Source organism: Anaerocolumna sp. MB42-C2 (assembly GCF_030913705.1).
Lineage (GTDB): Bacteria > Bacillota > Clostridia > Lachnospirales > Lachnospiraceae > Anaerocolumna.
The window spans coordinates 5378576-5396511 of sequence record NZ_CP133190.1 but is presented as its reverse complement, the minus strand read 5'-3'; the positions used below and the strand labels follow the sequence as shown (position 1 = coordinate 5396511).

At 36.0% G+C, this 17936-nt stretch carries 13 protein-coding genes; 2 read left to right on the top strand and 11 right to left on the bottom strand.

Annotation, left to right across the window (positions count from 1 at the left end; all coding sequences use genetic code 11):
• Positions 1–149 precede the first annotated feature (149 nt).
• Both RBU59_RS23815 and RBU59_RS23810 read right to left on the bottom strand, forming a co-directional pair.
• The gene (locus RBU59_RS23815; RefSeq protein WP_308144963.1) at positions 150–2651 is read right to left on the bottom strand and encodes a leucine-rich repeat protein; all 2502 of its coding nucleotides are present in this window, start codon (positions 2649–2651) and stop codon (positions 150–152) included.
• 368 nt (positions 2652–3019) lie between these two features.
• Positions 3020–3535, bottom strand: a complete 516-nt coding sequence (locus tag RBU59_RS23810; protein ID WP_308144962.1) for a CBS domain-containing protein — start codon at positions 3533–3535, stop codon at positions 3020–3022.
• Between the two features lie 253 nt (positions 3536–3788).
• Between RBU59_RS23810 and RBU59_RS23805 the strand changes: the two genes are divergently transcribed.
• Positions 3789–4658, top strand: coding sequence for a DUF368 domain-containing protein (locus RBU59_RS23805; RefSeq protein WP_308144961.1), 870 nt, complete (start codon positions 3789–3791; stop codon positions 4656–4658).
• A gap of 259 nt (positions 4659–4917) precedes the next feature.
• Here the strand turns inward: RBU59_RS23805 and RBU59_RS23800 are convergent, their stop codons facing one another.
• From RBU59_RS23800 to RBU59_RS23760, 9 genes are all read right to left on the bottom strand, one after another.
• Positions 4918–6606, bottom strand: coding sequence for a bifunctional lysylphosphatidylglycerol flippase/synthetase MprF (locus RBU59_RS23800; protein WP_308144960.1), 1689 nt, complete (start codon positions 6604–6606; stop codon positions 4918–4920).
• A gap of 431 nt (positions 6607–7037) precedes the next feature.
• Positions 7038–8804, bottom strand: coding sequence for a Na/Pi cotransporter family protein (locus RBU59_RS23795; RefSeq protein ID WP_308144959.1), 1767 nt, complete (start codon positions 8802–8804; stop codon positions 7038–7040).
• A 203-nt stretch (positions 8805–9007) separates the two neighbouring features.
• Positions 9008–9964 (bottom strand): L-lactate dehydrogenase, encoded by a 957-nt coding sequence (locus RBU59_RS23790; RefSeq protein ID WP_308144958.1) that lies wholly within the window; start codon positions 9962–9964, stop codon positions 9008–9010.
• A 128-nt stretch (positions 9965–10092) separates the two neighbouring features.
• Positions 10093–10926, bottom strand: a complete 834-nt coding sequence (locus tag RBU59_RS23785; protein ID WP_308144957.1) for a sugar phosphate isomerase/epimerase family protein — start codon at positions 10924–10926, stop codon at positions 10093–10095.
• A gap of 64 nt (positions 10927–10990) precedes the next feature.
• The gene (locus RBU59_RS23780; RefSeq protein ID WP_308144956.1) at positions 10991–11449 is read right to left on the bottom strand and encodes a VOC family protein; all 459 of its coding nucleotides are present in this window, start codon (positions 11447–11449) and stop codon (positions 10991–10993) included.
• Positions 11450–11474: 25 nt separating this feature from the next.
• Positions 11475–12377, bottom strand: coding sequence for a carbohydrate ABC transporter permease (locus RBU59_RS23775; protein ID WP_308144955.1), 903 nt, complete (start codon positions 12375–12377; stop codon positions 11475–11477).
• A 39-nt stretch (positions 12378–12416) separates the two neighbouring features.
• Positions 12417–13367 (bottom strand): ABC transporter permease, encoded by a 951-nt coding sequence (locus tag RBU59_RS23770; RefSeq protein WP_330698394.1) that lies wholly within the window; start codon positions 13365–13367, stop codon positions 12417–12419.
• A gap of 111 nt (positions 13368–13478) precedes the next feature.
• On the bottom strand, positions 13479–15182 hold the full coding sequence (locus tag RBU59_RS23765) for an extracellular solute-binding protein (protein WP_308144954.1): 1704 nt from the start codon (positions 15180–15182) through the stop codon (positions 13479–13481).
• A 99-nt stretch (positions 15183–15281) separates the two neighbouring features.
• Entirely contained in the window at positions 15282–16169 is an 888-nt protein-coding gene (locus RBU59_RS23760; protein ID WP_308144953.1) for a TolB family protein, read from the bottom strand.
• A 687-nt stretch (positions 16170–16856) separates the two neighbouring features.
• On the opposite strand from RBU59_RS23760, the gene RBU59_RS23755 reads away from it, so the two are divergent.
• On the top strand, positions 16857–17894 hold the full coding sequence (locus tag RBU59_RS23755) for a LacI family DNA-binding transcriptional regulator (protein ID WP_308144952.1): 1038 nt from the start codon (positions 16857–16859) through the stop codon (positions 17892–17894).
• Positions 17895–17936: the final 42 nt, after the last annotated feature.

The following is a 17936-nucleotide window of genomic DNA, read 5'->3' as shown; positions in this document are numbered from 1 at the left end:
TCAGAACGCTGACTGCGTTTATTCATAATCGAATAAGAAGACGGCAACAGCTTGAGGATGTTAAACCACCTCAAGCTGTTGCTGATTATTCAGTTCTTTATAACCGATTCCATTATTTTTAAGTAATCTATTTTGATTTATTAAAGTAGTCAGTCACTAAAGATTCTTTTACCATAACTATGATCACCGAGTATAAAGTATATATGATTGCCGGCATAATTACTCAAGGTTATCCCATCTGTACTATAAGCTTTATTTTCATTTTCCACTGCGATTGACTTAAGGTATTTATTGTTTACTGCTGCACTGATAAACGTATCCCGTATCTCTTTTACACTGCCTGGTATTGTTAATGTCGTATTTCTGCAATCCCTTGGATAAAGGTATATTACAGTACAGTCCTTATTGAAAAGAATCCCGTCTTTCGAACAAAAGAACGGATTATCCTGATTGACTTTTATTGTCTGGAGCTTTTTAAAATCCCAAATAACAAATCCATCATAGTCACTAAACAAGGTTTTTACATTCTTCCCGATAATCAATGTCTCCAGATAAGGATTTGAGAATGCATTAACTTGATACTGATACTCATCAATCAACACATCCTTGCTGTAACACAATCCTGTAATTTCTGTTACAGAATCCGGAATTGTGAAAGAGGTATCCGGCTTATGATAGGGATATGCAGCTAATTCTGTCATGGCTTTATTATAAAGCACCCCATCCACACTTTTATAATATTTACTGTTATCACCGGTATTGATTTCTTTCAGTGAATTGCTTTTTACAAATTCATATTTCCGGTATTCCAGGGCATCTGACAGATTCAAACTTTCCATATAAGGGTTATCAATGAGAGAATCCGGATTCAGAATATATTTTACCGTATTTGGCATAGTATAACTTTTATTGGTTTTATTTACCGGGTAATAGAGTAACACCGTTACATCCTTATTGTACAAAACACCGTCAATGCTTTTAAATTCACTATTATCTCGATCAACTTCTATTGATACTGCAGACTTTAGGTACATAAAATAACCGAAATTAATGTCAGTGGCGGTTTTAGGTATCAGTACCTTGGTTAAATAAGCCTTTCGGAAAACCAAATAAGAATTTATACTTTTTACCGTATCCGGTATCTTAAGTTCTTTCCTATCTCCAGGGATATCATAAAGTACCGTCTTATCCTTACTAAGCAGCATCCCATCTGTCATGGTATAGTATTTACTGTCTTTATCAACTGTTAATTTCTTAAGAGTAGGAATGTCATATACATTGTCAGTCCAAGCGGTAATTTGTGCATTTTCCGGAATGACCATTTCTTTTATGCCGCTATTTATGAGATAATGTATATTAATATTTTTTAACGTTTCCGGAAAGCTCCCTTTATTTTGTTTTTTGAATAAATAGAGTTCCGTTTTGCTCTTATTATAAAGGGAACCTTGGTAAAGTACAAAATTTTTATTTCCGGCTTCTATTGTAATTTTATTAAAACATTTCCCGCTGTCAGTGAAAGGATCTAATTTTTTTAATGCCTTTGGTATGATGATTTCATTCGTATTTTCCAAATTAAAACTTCCCAGATTCAGTCCGGTTAACGTACCAGGAAACTTTAAAACCGTTTTCTTTAAAGCTCTTGGAACAAAAATAATTTTAGTCCGGGTGGTATTATATAAGATACCGCCATAAGAGGAATATAATTTACTGCCGCTCTCCACATGGAAAGATTGCAGATTCTCCAGATATCTGAAATCATTAATATTAATCCCGGTAACTGTTTTGGGTATCGTTATATCCGTTAATTGAAAGCAAGTGGTAAAAGCATTATCTTTTATCGTTTTCAGTCCTTTTGGAAGACTAACTTTCATAAGTTTACTCTGATAAAATGCATACTTTTCAATCGTCACCGTTCCAGCAGGCACTGAATATATTGACCCTTTGCCGTTAGGATAAAGAAGCAGCGAATCCCCTTTTTTATTAAAAAGGACACCATCTTTTGTACTAAATGATAAATTCTTATTACTTACCTTAAAAGCTTTAATACCTTTTAACTGTTCGCGCAGACTTCCAATTTGGTCACTCTTTATATTTGCTCCTAACGAAATGCTCTCAAGATTTACGGCATTAATAAAAGCATTGCCCGTGATCGTAATTACCGTATCGGGAATGGTGTACGAGGTATTATTGGCTGCTGCCGGATATTGAATTAATATTGTCTTATTTTTGTTAAATAAGCATCCTTGATTGGCTGTGTAAAAAGCATTCTCGGAAGAAACATTAACGACTTTCAGTTTTTTTAATCCATTAAAAAAACTATAGCCACTGCTTTTTATTTTCCTGACCGTATCGGAAATGGTTACCGTCTCGACATTAGGAAAATAACCTTCGGCAAAAAAGTCCCAGTCAAAGGAGGTCACACCTTTCTCAAGAATAACTTCTTTTACCTCGGGGTAGATTGGTTTTTGATTACAGTTAAAATCTTCCTTTGTTACATTCTCTTTAATAACGAATACTTCTTCCCCCTTATGTGTTGACTGCTTATCTTTTGTAAAATTATAAACGGATTCTGCCATACAGGTCTTTGTTGTATGTAATATACATATTATTATGATTGCCAGATATATTATTCTTCTTGTTGTTTTTACCATTGTTCCTCCTTGCTGTCGGATTTCGTTCTTTCTATATAAGTACCATATGTCAAGGAATAATATACCAATTTTATGTTAAAATAATGTCAAATTTCTTTTATAATAATTTAGGCAATTGCGAAACTCAAATATTGTCTCTATATGCCATGCAATTAATACAATTTCAGAGCTGAATCTTGCCTATAGGGCATCTGAAGCTATGAAATTCGTATCAATTGCATGGTATATTCAAAAAACTATATAGTTTCGCAATTGCCTAATCTATTATATTTAAAAGGGAGGACTGCCAGTTAATCCTAGAGTAACAAGCAATCCTCCTAATATATTACAGCAAAATATTCGATTAAATTACTAACATACTATTCTAATCAGCTTCGATCCAGCTTATTAAGAGCAGCGCTCCCGATATTCATCCTGTAATGTTTTATTATGTCTTTACGTGTTATAATTCCTACAAATTTATCCCGGTCATCCACAACAGGAACAAAATTCTGCTCCATGACCCGAAGCAGCAATTCATCCATCGTCGCATCTATTTTTACCGCAGGATTCCAGCCGTTACGCAGTATATCCGTGATCAGGTAATCCTCCTGTGATTTCATGGCATACATACCGCTGTCTATCATATGCCATAAAAAATCACCCTCACTAACAGTGCCGATATAGGTACCATCCTGTGAGACTACAGGCATGGCAGTATACCCGTGGTACCTCATTTTCTCTATTCCCTGCCGTAAGGTACAACGGTCATCCAAATATGCAACATAAGCTTTCACGGTTAACAAAAAAACAATGCTTTTTCTTTCTGTCTTATTAATCATATTATCGTTATCCTTAACGGAATACTTGTTTTCATTAAATACATCTCTGTCAATATTATGCATCTTATATGTCCCCTCAGTCATTTATAAAAACGGTTAAATCAACAAAATTTTGTTATTTACTTTTTTATAAATTATTTTATACGTGATTTCAGTAGTATTCTATAATATTACCCCATTTTACATAAATCTTCAATAACATTGGCAGGATCAGAAAAGATTATTTTTACGGAAATAATTGAGTACCTAAAAAAAAAATGTTATAATAACCTAGAATCTGCCTAAGAAAGAAAAGGAAAGGATCAGAAAAGAAAATATGAACTTTATAAAAGAATTTTTAAAAGGTATCTTAATTGGTGTTGCCAACATTATTCCAGGCGTCAGCGGCGGTACCATGGCTGTATCCATGGGTGTATATGACAAGATTATCATGGCAATTACCGGATTTCGCAAAAATTTTAAGAAAAGCATTTTAACACTGCTCCCCTATGTGATAGGAGCAGCTTCAGGAATCGGCATTTTATCCTTTGTTGTAAAGTATGCTTTAAGTACTTATCCCATGCAAACCAGCGGACTATTTATCGGACTGATCATTGGAGGCATACCGATTTTAGTAAGCAAAGTAAAGGGAGCAAGATTAACTGCGGCAAATATCCTAGTATTTATAATATTCTTCTGTATCGTCACAGGAATGGCATTTCTCAACGGAAACGCCGGATCTTCTTCGGATATCAGAGTGGAATTAATCACAGTAATTCAATTATTTTTTGTAGGAATCATTGCATCGGCTACCATGATTATTCCCGGTGTAAGCGGTTCCCTGGTAATGATGATATTAGGGTTTTATGGAATTATCATCAGTAATATCAGCAATTTTATTTCATCCTTGTTTCATTCTGATATTCCTGCTCTTATCCATGGATTCGGAGTATTATTTCCTTTTGGTCTTGGTGTTTTGGCAGGTATAGGCTTAGTTGCTAAGTTAATCGAAATATTATTTACCAAGGTTCCGGTATTAACATATTTTGCTATCTTTGGATTAATCTTTGGTTCACCAATAGCAATTATATATAAAATCGGTATCTCTTCCGTTACGCTTTTGGGTATTCTGGTAACTATACTTACTTTTTGTATTGGTTTTTCCATATCTTTCTTCCTGGGGAAAGAAGAGCCCAACGATAAATAGCTTTTCTTATTTATTTGTGTAAATTATTTTGTAATGTCAATAGAACATAAAAGGGAGCAATGTTGGTCACTCTTAACAAACAAACAATGCTCCTAATCTATTACAACAAAATATTTGATTAAATAATGAATATAATATTTCGTTATACTCCTATTAATAAGCTGTGAAAAACCATATCACGGATCTGCCAGAATTTGATTGATTCAGCTATATAGGTGAGGCACTGGTATAAGCAGTACTGAAATTACTGTTACAATAATTATATTGTTGTTTTCTCTTTCGTCCTGTTATGAAAGAAAGACTTTATAAAATCCTTTATTCCCAATGGGTTCTGTATTCTGATAATAGCATAAGCCGTTGCAGGTGTAAAAATGGGAGGATAATAAACATAATAATTCGGTTCCCAATATGTAGGATTATATTTAAGTTTCGCCTGATACAGTGCTTTAAAGCCATAAACACGATTCATTTTCTCATATACGGTATTTAATAATTTCGCCGTAACCTCCGTTTCTTCTTCAAGCCTTGCAAGAGGTGCCTCCGCCAGGCTTCCCCACTCGATTCTTTCTTCCTTAAACACCATCATTGCCTCATAAAATATTTTCTCCATAACTCCTCTGGTTGTATTTATACGATGCCTTGTTACATCTGCCATATATCCTTTCATTCCGCCAAATGGCACAAAAACCATAAATCCCTCCACTTTGTTTTCCTGATTTACCGCATAAAAATATCTGCGTTCCATAGGATTTTCAAATCCTATGCTGCCCATAGTAAATACCAGCTCTCCGCTTTTTTTCAATGTAAACCATTCCTGTGATACTTCCAGGATCTTCTTTTCCAGCGCTAAATCTCTTTCTTTATGAGGATCATATTCCTTTATTATTATCCCCGCTTTTGTTGCATGATTAATATTCAGCCTTATTTTGGAGGCCTTACCACCGGCAATGGAATACTCCGGAAGATAAAACCTTGGTTCTTCCCCGCCTTTGACAATACCAAATCCAAGCTTTTTATATTCTTTCAGAAACATACTTGTAGTATTTAAAAATAACAGATTATACGCATTTTCTTCGCAGTAATTTTTAATTTCAGTTAAAAATGTCAGGAAATCCTCTGCAGCACAAATCGGTTCTCCCAAAACAACCAGGGTATCCTGAATAATACCATACGCTATTACACCCTCAACCGATTTACTGAAAAAATGGCATTTATCTCCCTCAAGTGCCAGATAGGAGCTGCAATTCTGCCCGTATTTTTTAACAAGATCACGTGCTTTTTCCACTTCTTCCCGAATCTGGGTTCTTCTATTGATATACGGGGTTAATATTAAAATCAGACCAAACACGATACAAATCCAGCTAATCCAGAAAACAAAGCTGTGATAAATGGAATTTCCTGAATAGATAACAGGCGATAAGTTATTAAAATCAAAGATGATATCAACGGTTTCCGTAATACATAAAGGGAAGGAAACCGTACCTTTTACTTTAAACAAAGCGATTACCGCGTTAATAAATACAAAAGAAACATAAACACAAAATATACCGATTCCTTTTTTCAATGAATATCTGTCCATTTTTCTGCAGTAATAATTTTTTGATAATAATAAAAGAAAGTAACATAATACTTCTAACAGGAATAACAGATTCCACATCTTTTCATGATGGATAATCAGAAATTGGAATATCCTCAGTGATAATGCTATCATAACAATAGACCATGCAGCACTTACTCTTTTATATAATTTCCATGATACAATCAGGATAATAAAGCTTAAAAGTCTCCGAATCGTACGATGTATCTCGAAATAGTGGATGAGACTGCTATCTCTGGTATATCGAATTATAAAAAACGGAGAAATTATATTAGCGATTGATATGACTAATAACAGAATAACAGTAATTTTGTTAATTTTACTAATCAATTTTAACACACTATTCTTCATTTTGCGCCTCACAAGTAGATAACTTTTCCTTTCATGGATTTATGATATTTAATAATTACTTTTAATAAAGATATTTAGTGTTACTGTTCATTCCCCCTGCAAAAAGCAGCAGTTTTTCGGACAATAACACGCTTCGCGTTTATTGCCTGTGAATCAATGTCATTTAGTTACTGATTTAGGAATAAATTGATATATACAGTATACTACAAAAACAGTAATGTTTAAGTAGAAGTTTTTATTCTCGGTAAAAATGATTTAAGTTAATATATTTGAATACAACTTAATTCATACTAATAATAAGTGAGCAGATAACAAAAGCTGCAAATTGATTCTTATTAATCAATTTGCAGCTTTCTAATTTTACCGCCTCACAATATTTATTTTCTACTGAGTATCCTGTATGAAAGTAATTTCAACCACTGATTATTTTATTACGGTAATTGATACTTTTCTTTAAACTGAATATATTGTTTCTTAAAATCTTCATTATCACTATGTCTTAATTTATCAATATATCCATGTGTTTCTAATCCGTCTTCTTTTGAGTGAAGCAGCCAGATTGCAATATTAGAACAGTGATCCGCAATTCTTTCATAATTATTAATAATATCGGACAGAACAAAGCCCAATTCTATTGTACAACTGCCATTTCTAAGACGTTTAATATGTCTGCTTTTGAGTTTTTCATTTAATTTATCAATAACTTCCTCAAGTGGTTCTACCGTGGTAGCAAGTGTAATATCCTCTGTTTCAAAAACATGAATGGAGGTAGATACAATTTCTTTAATCGCCTGGGTATAAATTGTAATTTCCTGTAATGCATCATGGGAAAATCTTAGTTCTTTCTCAAACATTTCCTTAGCAGCTTCCATAATATTAATGGCATGATCGGAGATACGTTCCAGGTCTCCGATGCAATGAAGTAAAATAGAAATTGTTCTGGAATCCTTTTCTGACAGATTCTTACTGCTTAATTTAACGAGATAAGATCCCAGTTCATCCTCGTATTTGTCAACCTTGTCCTCCATTTCCCGAATTTCTTTTTCTACATCCTTATTATATTCTACAATTAATCCCATCGCTTTAAACAGTGAATCTTTTGCAAGTTCTGCCATATTCATTGTGACATTTCTGCATTGCTCTGTTGCGTAGGATGTCTTGTCCAGAAATCGGATATCCAAAAGTTGAAAATCGCTTTTCTGCTTATCATCGATTTCCTGCTTTTCGTCCCGGATAGAAATACATGCTAACTTAACCAACCATTTTGAAAAAGGTAATAATACTACGGTGGCCACTATATTAAAAAAGCTGTGAATCACTGCGATACCTGCCGGATTAGCCGTCTCGCCTAAAAAGGAAAATTTTAAAAATAAATTTAAAGTATAGAACACTATCATAAATAACATTGTTCCGATTAAATTAAAATACAGATGGATCAATGCAGCCCGTTTGGCATTTTTATTTGCACCGATAGCCGAAAGTATGGCCGTAATACAGGTTCCGATATTCTGACCCATAATTATCGGCAAAGCAATTCCAAAACTTACGGATCCTGTCATACATAAAGCCTGCAGGATACCAACGGATGCGGATGAACTTTGAATAATAGCAGTAAGTGCTGCACCTGCCAGCATACCTAATAACGGCTGTGAAAACATAGTTAAAGTATTCGTAAATGCCGGTACATCTGCCAATGGTTTTACTGCATCACTCATAGTTTCCATACCAAACATTAATATGGCAAAACCAATTAATATGGAACCTATATCTTTTTTCTTTTCATTTTTAATAAATAAAAGTAATACTACACCAATCAATGCTAAGATTGGTGAGAATGTTGTTGGTTTCAGTAATTTAATATAGAAATTATTACTTTCAATTCCCGATAAACTTAATATCCATGACGTGACCGTGGTACCGATATTAGCCCCCATAATTATTCCCACTGCCTGTGATAACCTCATGATACCTGAATTAACAAATCCTACAACCATAACGGTAGTTGCAGATGACGATTGAATAACCGCAGTTACGGCCGTTCCTAAAAGCACTGCTTTTAATGGATTGGAAGTCAATTTCTCTAATAACTTCTCAAGTTTCCCCCCGGATAACTTTTCTAATCCATTCCCCATAGTATTCATTCCGTACAGGAATAACGCTAAACCGCCTATCATTGTTATTACATTAAAAAAATCCATACTGCGACTCCTTTTTAATAGCATAATAGTAATAAATTTTTACATACAGGTATATTGTATCATACATCTCATTGTAAAGGAATTGTAAAATGATACTTTCTTTAGATTTTATTGGTTTTTTAGTCGTTTTTATAAAAAAAAACCATTTTGAATGGTATTTTACCCTTTTCAAAACGGCTTTTGTAAGTCTTTATAATATTTTTCTATAAATATTCCATAATTTTATCCGTATATTCGTGCAGCAAATCAGCTGAATATCTAAATCTCTGTAACTCTTCCTCTGTCATATGGATCTCAAGAACATCGGCTACACCGGTTCTGTTTAATATGCACGGAACCCCGGCATAGATATCCTGCTGTCCATATTCCCCTTCTAATAAAGTAGAAACCGGAATAATCTTATTTTCATCATAAAGGACTGCTTTGATAATTCCTACGCACGCCGATGCAATACCATAATAGGTAGTTCCTTTTCGGTTATAGATTTCCCAGCCTTCTCTGGCGGTTTTTAATACGATATCATCCAGGTCAACATCACCTACTATCTCTTTATTATCCTGAATAATGTCATAAAAAGGTTTGCCGGCTATTGTTACCGTAGACCACGGTACCATTTGGGAATCCCCATGCTCACCCATGGAATAAGCATATACACTTCTTGGATCTACATTTACCATTTCCGCAATAAAATTCTGCAGTCTTGAAGTATCAAGGGAGGTTCCGGTACCAATCACCTGACTTTTCGGAAGTCCGGATAATTTGTAGACAAAATACGCAACCATATCCACCGGATTGGATACTACGACAAAAATACCGTCAAAACCGCTTGCCATAACCGGCTCAACAATAGATTTTGCTATTTTTGCACTGGCACCCAGCGTATCTAATCTGGTCTGACCAGCTTTAGGCGGTGCACCAGCTGTTATTACAATGATATCTACATCAGAGCAGTCTGAATAAGTTCCGGCTTTCACTTTCACATTACGATCCAGGTATTTGATTGTATCCCTTAGATCCATAACCTCGCCTAAGGCTCTTTCTTCATTGATATCAATCATAAGAATCTCATCGCAAACTCCCTGGGTAACCAAACTAAATGCGGTAGAAGACCCTACCAGTCCACATCCGACTACAGCAACTTTAGACTTTTTTATTAGCATACTTGATTGATAATCCTTTCTTATCTTTTATTATTGATATTACATATTATCTGTCAAAATACTGCTATTATAGACCGCTTACTTATTTTTGTCAAATGGCTCTATTTAGATTTAGTTTGTTTATATCATTATATTTTTATTCCCAGCCGTTTAGCTATATTTTTAATGTGCTTTGTAGCTTCCATATAATCTGCTTCTTCAGTCATATGCTCTAGCATCATACATACCCTGTCATCAAGTTTCGATATACATTTAAGATAAGTTTCATAATCAAGCTCACCAAGACCCGGACGGCATTCGTCAAGATGGACTGTGAGTTTACCACTTAATTTTATATCTTTTGCATGGCAGCTTAAAATATTGCTGCCTAACTTTTCGAACCATTCTTCTATCACTTCCCCGTTACGGTAATATTGCTGCGGACTGCATATGATATTTACCGGATCCAAATGAGCAGCAAAACCCTTACGATTTATACCTTTTATAAGTCTCAGATAAGAATCCGCCATGTCAGGATACATCCAAGGCATCGGTTCAAGAGAGTAACAGGTACGTTTAGGATTTACTGCATCTACAATCTTCTGCGTTGTGAGGACGATTTCATCAAAAGCTTTTTCAGTCAGATTATCCCTATGGGGTCCATCCCACTGTTCACTATAAGAGCCGGCTATATTCACACAGCAATTCGCCCCGACATAATCTGCAAGTTCAAGCTGTCTTACTGCCCGGTTGTAATTTTCCTCTTTCTTCACAGGATCTTTTACCATCAAATTGTTCCAGACTCCGATCTCACATATGACAAGGTCTAGTTCTTTCGCTGCTTTTGCATAGCCATCGATAACTGAAACCTCTGCAGTATAATCAACCGGAAAATATACGGCTGAATAACCAGCATCTACAGCCGCCAAAGCCCATTCCTCAGGTGATGTCCATTTCTTAAATATAAATCCACCGAAACGCATTAAACTATTCCTCCAATCAATACCTGTAGGACAAGTCCCGCAGGTATATAAAAACTATAGGAAATTACCTGACAGGCTTGATATTTAAGTTAACACCAAGATCATCTTCCGAATCAACTATTGTCCAGCTGCTTCCAGGATAATATCCGACCGTTCGCATTTTATAACCATCCTCTTCTAGCCCGGAAATTAAATCATCACGCCTGTCACCAACTTCAAATCCAATATGATGTACACCATTACCATGTTTATCCAAAAACTCCTGAAATGAACTTGCTCCGCCGGCTGGCTGATGAAGTTCGATTGCAAAACTTCCCATATTGATATTACAGACCAGAAGGTCAGAAGCAACCGGCTCATCTCTGTAAAGATAAGGGTATTCCTCATTACCGTCAAGATGATTTTTACGGATCTCCGGCACCTTGATACCAAGCAGGTCTGCCCATTTTTCTGCTGCTTTCTGTATATCTTTTACTACAATATTAATCTGAATAAAGCCTTCTTTATTTAATTGTGTATTCATAAAAAACTCCTTTATTTATGTACTATTATCCCTTCACACTGCCCATTACCAGACCTGTAGTAAAATACTTCTGAAGAAACGGATATATACACAGAATCGGTATCATAGCAAGGAAAAGCTGAGCGGCACTCGTTGTTCGTGCATTAACCAATTTGACATAGTTTGCAATTTCTGAACTTGTATTCGATGCATTTCGAAAGAACGAATCCGTATTGATGATAACCGTCTGCAGATAGCTCTGAAGCGGATATTTGTCAACTGTATTCATGTAAATCATTCCATCAAACCAACTGTTCCAGTGATTGACGAAAGCAAATAATGTTACTGTTGCAAGCGTTGGCGTACAAACAGGGAGGATTACCTTAAGCAATACCTGAACATGTCCTGCGCCGTCTATGTATGCGGCTTCCTCCAATTCTTTAGGAAGGCTTCGCATATAGTTCATAACGACTAGCATATTAAATACATTCACAGCTCCCGGAAGTATAAGAGCTAAAATTGAATTAAGCAGACCTGTGTTTTTAACCACCAGGTATGTTGGTATAAGACCGCCGTTGAAAAGGATCGTCACAACAAAGAACCAAGAAAAAAAGCTTCTGAATCTAAATTCTCTTGTTGATTTTGACAGCGGATACGCCGTAAGAACTACCAATACCGTATTAATAATTACACCTGGCACTGTTCTTTCTATACTTATTAAAAGTGATCTGATAAACTGATTGCTTTTAAGAATAAATTTATATGAATTCAGACTGAATCCAACCGGCCAAAATGTGACCTTATTTGCAATAACTGCTTCCTTTGCCGAAAATGAAATAGCCAGGAGATTCAAAAACGGAAGTATACAAATCAAGGCCAATAAGGTTAGGACGATATAATTTATAACAAGGAACACTTTCCTTGACACTGATGTTTTCATTTTAGTCATGATTTGACCACCTTTCCTTTTATGATAAACACATGTGAATTAAAAAATCCTGTAACCTGCAAACTTATATGCAAGGCCATATGAAGCAGTAACAAATACAAGTGAAACACCTGATTTAAATAAGTTTGCCGCAGTTGAAAGCGCATACTGGGCATTTTCAATACCAAGTCTGAAAACAAAGGTATCAAGTATATCGCCTGTTTCATATACAGATGCATTGTACATGTTATATATCTGGTCAAATCCACCGTTTAAAATATTACCCATACTAAGCACTGACATAAGAATTATCGTGCTCAAAATTCCGGGCAGCGTAACATAAATTGTCTGCTTTATTCTGCCTGCGCCGTCTATCTGTGAAGCCTCATAAAGATTCTGGTCGATACCGGTAAGGGCCGCAAGATAAATAATTGAACCAAAACCGAATACTTTCCAGATATCGGTTATAATCATTGTAATTGGAAACCATGTTGTGCTTCCCAGGAAAAAAATAGGTTCCACTCCAAGAAAACCTAAGAAATGGTTTACGATACCGGTGCTTGGAGAGAGTATATCTGTAAAAATACTTGCGAGGATAACCCAGGAGAGAAAATTAGGGAGATAAACCATCGTCTGAAATGCTTTTTTCAATTTTCCTTTGGAAACCTCATTGAGCATCAATGCGAATATGACAGGTACCAAAATACCTCCTATCATTTTGCCTAATGCTATTACTACCGTATTTCTGATAATTGGCCATATATTCGGCATCGAAAACAGATTTCTGAAATTTACTAAGCCTATCCATTCTGATCCGAAAAGTCCTTTTGCAATATTGAATTTCTGGAATGCAATAACGGTACCAACCATAGAACCGTAACTGTATATCAGCACCAGAATAACACTCGGTATCAGCATAATTATAAGAGGCAACTCCCTCTTTAATTTACCTGCAGACCTCATCTTATTCTCTATCTTCCCAGTATTATCTATTTTTCCATTATTTTTCATATATTTTACCAGCCATTTTTCATTCTTTGATCTTTCTGGAATCCTGAAGCGGGATATTTTCCCACTTCAGGATACTACTCTCATAATTCATTATTTGTTTAAATATGCCTATCAGTTGTTCGGATAAATCTTTTCCATTTCATCAAGAGTTTCCTGCCCTCCTGCTTCAAGCCATTCTTTAACAAATGTATCGAAGTAATCAAGATCTTTATCGCCCGTAATAATTGCAGTGTATGCGGTACGTACAAGGTCGTTAAGAACGGATGCATTCTGAATCCAGATATCAGGTTCTTCTCCGGCCATGATATTAATTACGTCCTGACCGTTTTTCTGATAGTCAAGGTCAATCTTCATGGAACCTGCCGCGTTCATCTGTCCCCAAGTACCATATGCATTTGCATCCTTACTAAGTGAGCCATCTTCAAATCCGGTCACATATTTATAATATTGTAGTGCAGTACCTTTAAGGTTAGCGTCTGTTTTTGCATCAAGGGCTTTTAGAAGCTGAGGAGCAAAGTTTTCTGTTGGTATACCGATGTAAATCGGACTTAATCTGTACTGTTCATCAGCCCAATAAGTATTAAAGTCGTCTTCTGAACCACTGATTGCAGTCTTTTCGTAAAGATTTAGAATCTTCATGATAGCTTCAGGATTTTTACATTTTGAGCTGATAACAAAATATTCACCAACCTGGTTACTCTGAATACCCTGTTTCACTTCATGTCCGTCTACCGTCGGAAGCGGGTATGGACGTGTGATAACACCGGAATCTTCATAAATAATGTTAAACGGATGCCAGGTACCCCAGTTCATATGATAAGTCATACCGATCGTACCCTGCGCCCAGTCAGTTTCAAGTTTAGATGTGTCCTTAGCCATAAATTCCGGATCGATGATTTTATCTTTATACAAACCTCTTACGACTGCAAGAGCATCTTTACATTCCGGCTGGATATAGGAAAATGTTATCTTACCGTCATCACCTCGATAAAAGATACCGTTGTCACCGTAGCAAGGCACACCATAAGCTTCTAAAAGGCCCATAATTGTACCATAATTGCTTTGAACGACATCTTCTGCCAGGCAGAGCCCGTATGTATTACCATTAACTCCATCACCGTCGGGGTCTCCGGTAGCAAATGTTTTAGCAAGATCAACCATCTCATCTACCGTCTTCGGAGCTGATTTCCCTGTATTTTTTAACCAGTCGTCACGGATCCAAAGGTTTGTTGCCTGATGGAAGTTATTACTCATATATGGGAAAGCATACAGTTTACCGTCATAGGTAACACCTTTAAAAGCATCCCCATAGTCAGTTTGATATTGCTTTACGGCGTCGGATGCATATTTATCAAATACATCCGTGATATCCATAACATACCCTGCCTGGATTGCCTGCTTTAACCAGTTTCTGTCATCAAACTTCAAGACATCCGGTAAATCTCCGGAAGCAAGAAGAACGTTCATCTTGTTTTTGTATGCATCTGTAGTAATGTCGGCAGAGAATGCAACATCCACATCGATATTGAATGTATCTTTGATAAGTCTCGTCCATTCGTTATCATCATAGCTGTCTTTGTCACGGAACTCCTGCACGGCCGATGCCTGTATGGCCGATGTGATTGTTACGGGTTCATCGTATGCCCCCCATTGCGGGTCAGCTTCCGCTTTGCTGTCAGTCGATGCTGCTACTGTTGTCGATGTTTCAGAAGAAGTATTGCTTGTGTCGCCCGAGCTGCTTTTACAGGCTGACAGACTTACAGTCATTACAACTACCAAAAACACAGCAATGATCTTTTTACTTGCTTTTTTCATAGTCTTGTCCTCCATACCTTTTCCTCCATATAAATTGATTTATAACGGGTATCCCGTTGAATTAACGGCTTATCCGGCCGCTATTTCCAATTGCATGAGTCAGTTCTCTCGTATCCTGTAACTTACAAATGCAAATTTCTTACTGTCAGGCGACCATGAATTGACATTAATGGTTCCCTGCCCTCCAAAAAGTTTCACCGCTGTCTTTACTTCTCCCCCCTCGGCAGACATCAGACGAAGCTCGACATTTTTGTGTGGTAAATGTTCATTTGGCCCTAGATCACCTTTTCTATATGCTATCATAACAACAGTCTTTCCATTCGGAGATACATGAGGAAACCAGGTATTCCATTCCTCATCGAAAGTCATCTGTCTCTGTTCGGAGCCATCGCTCTTCATACGCCAGACCTGCATAAGTCCTGTACGTACCGAGTTAAACCAAATATACTTCCCAGTCGGATCGTACTCTGGTCCGTCATTCAGCCCTGTTACATCTGTAAGATATTTTTCTTCCCCTCCTAAAGCGGGAATCGTATAGATATCTAATTCGCCATTTCTTTCCGCACAGTACGCCAGTGTCGTTCCGTCAGGTGACCAGCCGTGCAGGTAACTCGGAGCTAAAGGAGTTATAAGTCTTGGTACTCCTCCGGCAAGCGGTAGAATGTAAATTCTTGATTTGCCGTCTTCTCTCGTGCCATGACTGACAGCAATACTGTTCCCGTCTGGTGAAAGTACATGGTCATTATTACAATTTGTAGCAAAGTCGCTGAAAACTTCTTTAATTTCTTTCGTTGCAAGATTAAACGTATATATCTTCCCATTGCTGTTGTATATAAGATATTTACTGTCCTTCGACCAGTTTGGCGCCTCTATAAGGTAATCAAATTCATATATAATCTCTCTGGTTCCTTTCACAACATCGTAAATTTCAAGTATGGATTCGTCATTTTCACGATTCCATGGATTAGCTTTATTAATATGATTCATTTTAACCACTCCTTTATGTACGCTCTCTGACCAAACAATAACATAATAAACACGTGTTTTCAAGTATATTTTATAAATTTATCATTATTAACACTTTTATTGATATATTTTTATGCATTATTACCATATTATAATATTTATTCGTAAATCTTTAACTTATTTAGGTAAATAAAACTTTACTATTTATATCTATTAAACGTATTAACACGTGTTTACTTTGCGCACTAATAAATTTAAACATTAATTTGAATATTCTTTGAATACTTCCATTTTATGACGATTTATCATTGAATTAGTAGTAATCATAATTATCATGCACTAACTCATGCATTTACATTATTAACGCGTGTTTTATAATATTAAAGCTATATTATGTAATATGTACAATTTCAATTAAGTTTTAATGTACACTATTAACAATATTAGTATTTTTTATAATAAATACTTTTTTTATTGTTGACTTTCATTCTTATAGATGTTAGTATTTTTCTTGTTTAACACGTGTTCCTGAAAAGAATCGTATATAACTTGCTTATTTAATAAAATTTGCATTTTGGACTGCTTTTTCATTAATTTCATTGATTTTTAAATATTTATATTTACAATTTGTCCTCACTTGTAATAGAATCAGTTTAGTCCCGTGCAAGTAGTTTACTTTGCCAATATTACATTTGAAAGGATGTAAAGATGAAAAAAATTACTAGTAATGATATCGCAAAGATGGCCGGTGTTTCACGCAGTACAGTCAGCCGTGTTATTAATGGCTACTCAAATATTCCTCCAGAGACCAGAGATAAAGTAATGAAAATTATACAGGAAAATCATTATTATCCCCAGCTTTCCGGTCAGCTTCTTACAGGAAAACAGATGAATACCATCGGTTTCTTCTGGGCATCAGGCGGAAATATAGCAAATAGTCCGCTAACAAGCAGTTTCTTAGTCAATACGATAGAAGCAGCCGCAGCACGCAGGTATCTGGTATTGACCTGCATTCTGGATGATCTGGTCAGCGAAGAAAATATTAATAATATCAAGAAGATTTTTATGGAGGGCCGTATAGATGCCGGTGTAATTGTCGGCGCCGATAACAATGAGCCGATTCTTGATGAGCTTCTTGGTCTTGGAAAAATCGTAGGTCTTTTTGATTATTACCATGAAAATGAAGATATTCCCAACCGCATAACAGTTAATTTCGACCGTAACTCCGGTGAACAGGCTATTGATTACCTTTATACTCTTGGGCACAGAAAAATAGGGATCATTGATGGAAACATGAACCGATTCAGTTCCACACAGCGTCACGAAAGTTATTTACGTGGTATGCAAAAACACAATCTACCGATAAGAAACAAGTGGCTCTATTACGGCGGTATTACGGAAGAAAGCGGATATCAAGCTGCTAAATTACTCTTGGAAAACTGCAGCGGCGATTATCCTACTGCAATATGTGCAAGCAATGATTCAGTTGCCTTCGGTGTTTATAAGGCTTGCAGCGAATATGGTTTGAAAATTCCAGATGATATTTCTGTTATAGGCAATGACGGTGACATAACCGGTGAACACAGCAGTCCTCCGCTTACCACAATATCTTTTAATTTCAAAGATATGTTCTACTCTCTTGTTTCACGAGTTATAGATGTCATAGAAGATAAGGAAGATGTAGAGAGGGATGTATTTATCCCGGGAATATTTAAGGAACGTAAATCATGTAAGCATATCAGCTGATAAGTAAGCTTACTATTACTCACTTTATTTTCGCGTAAATTA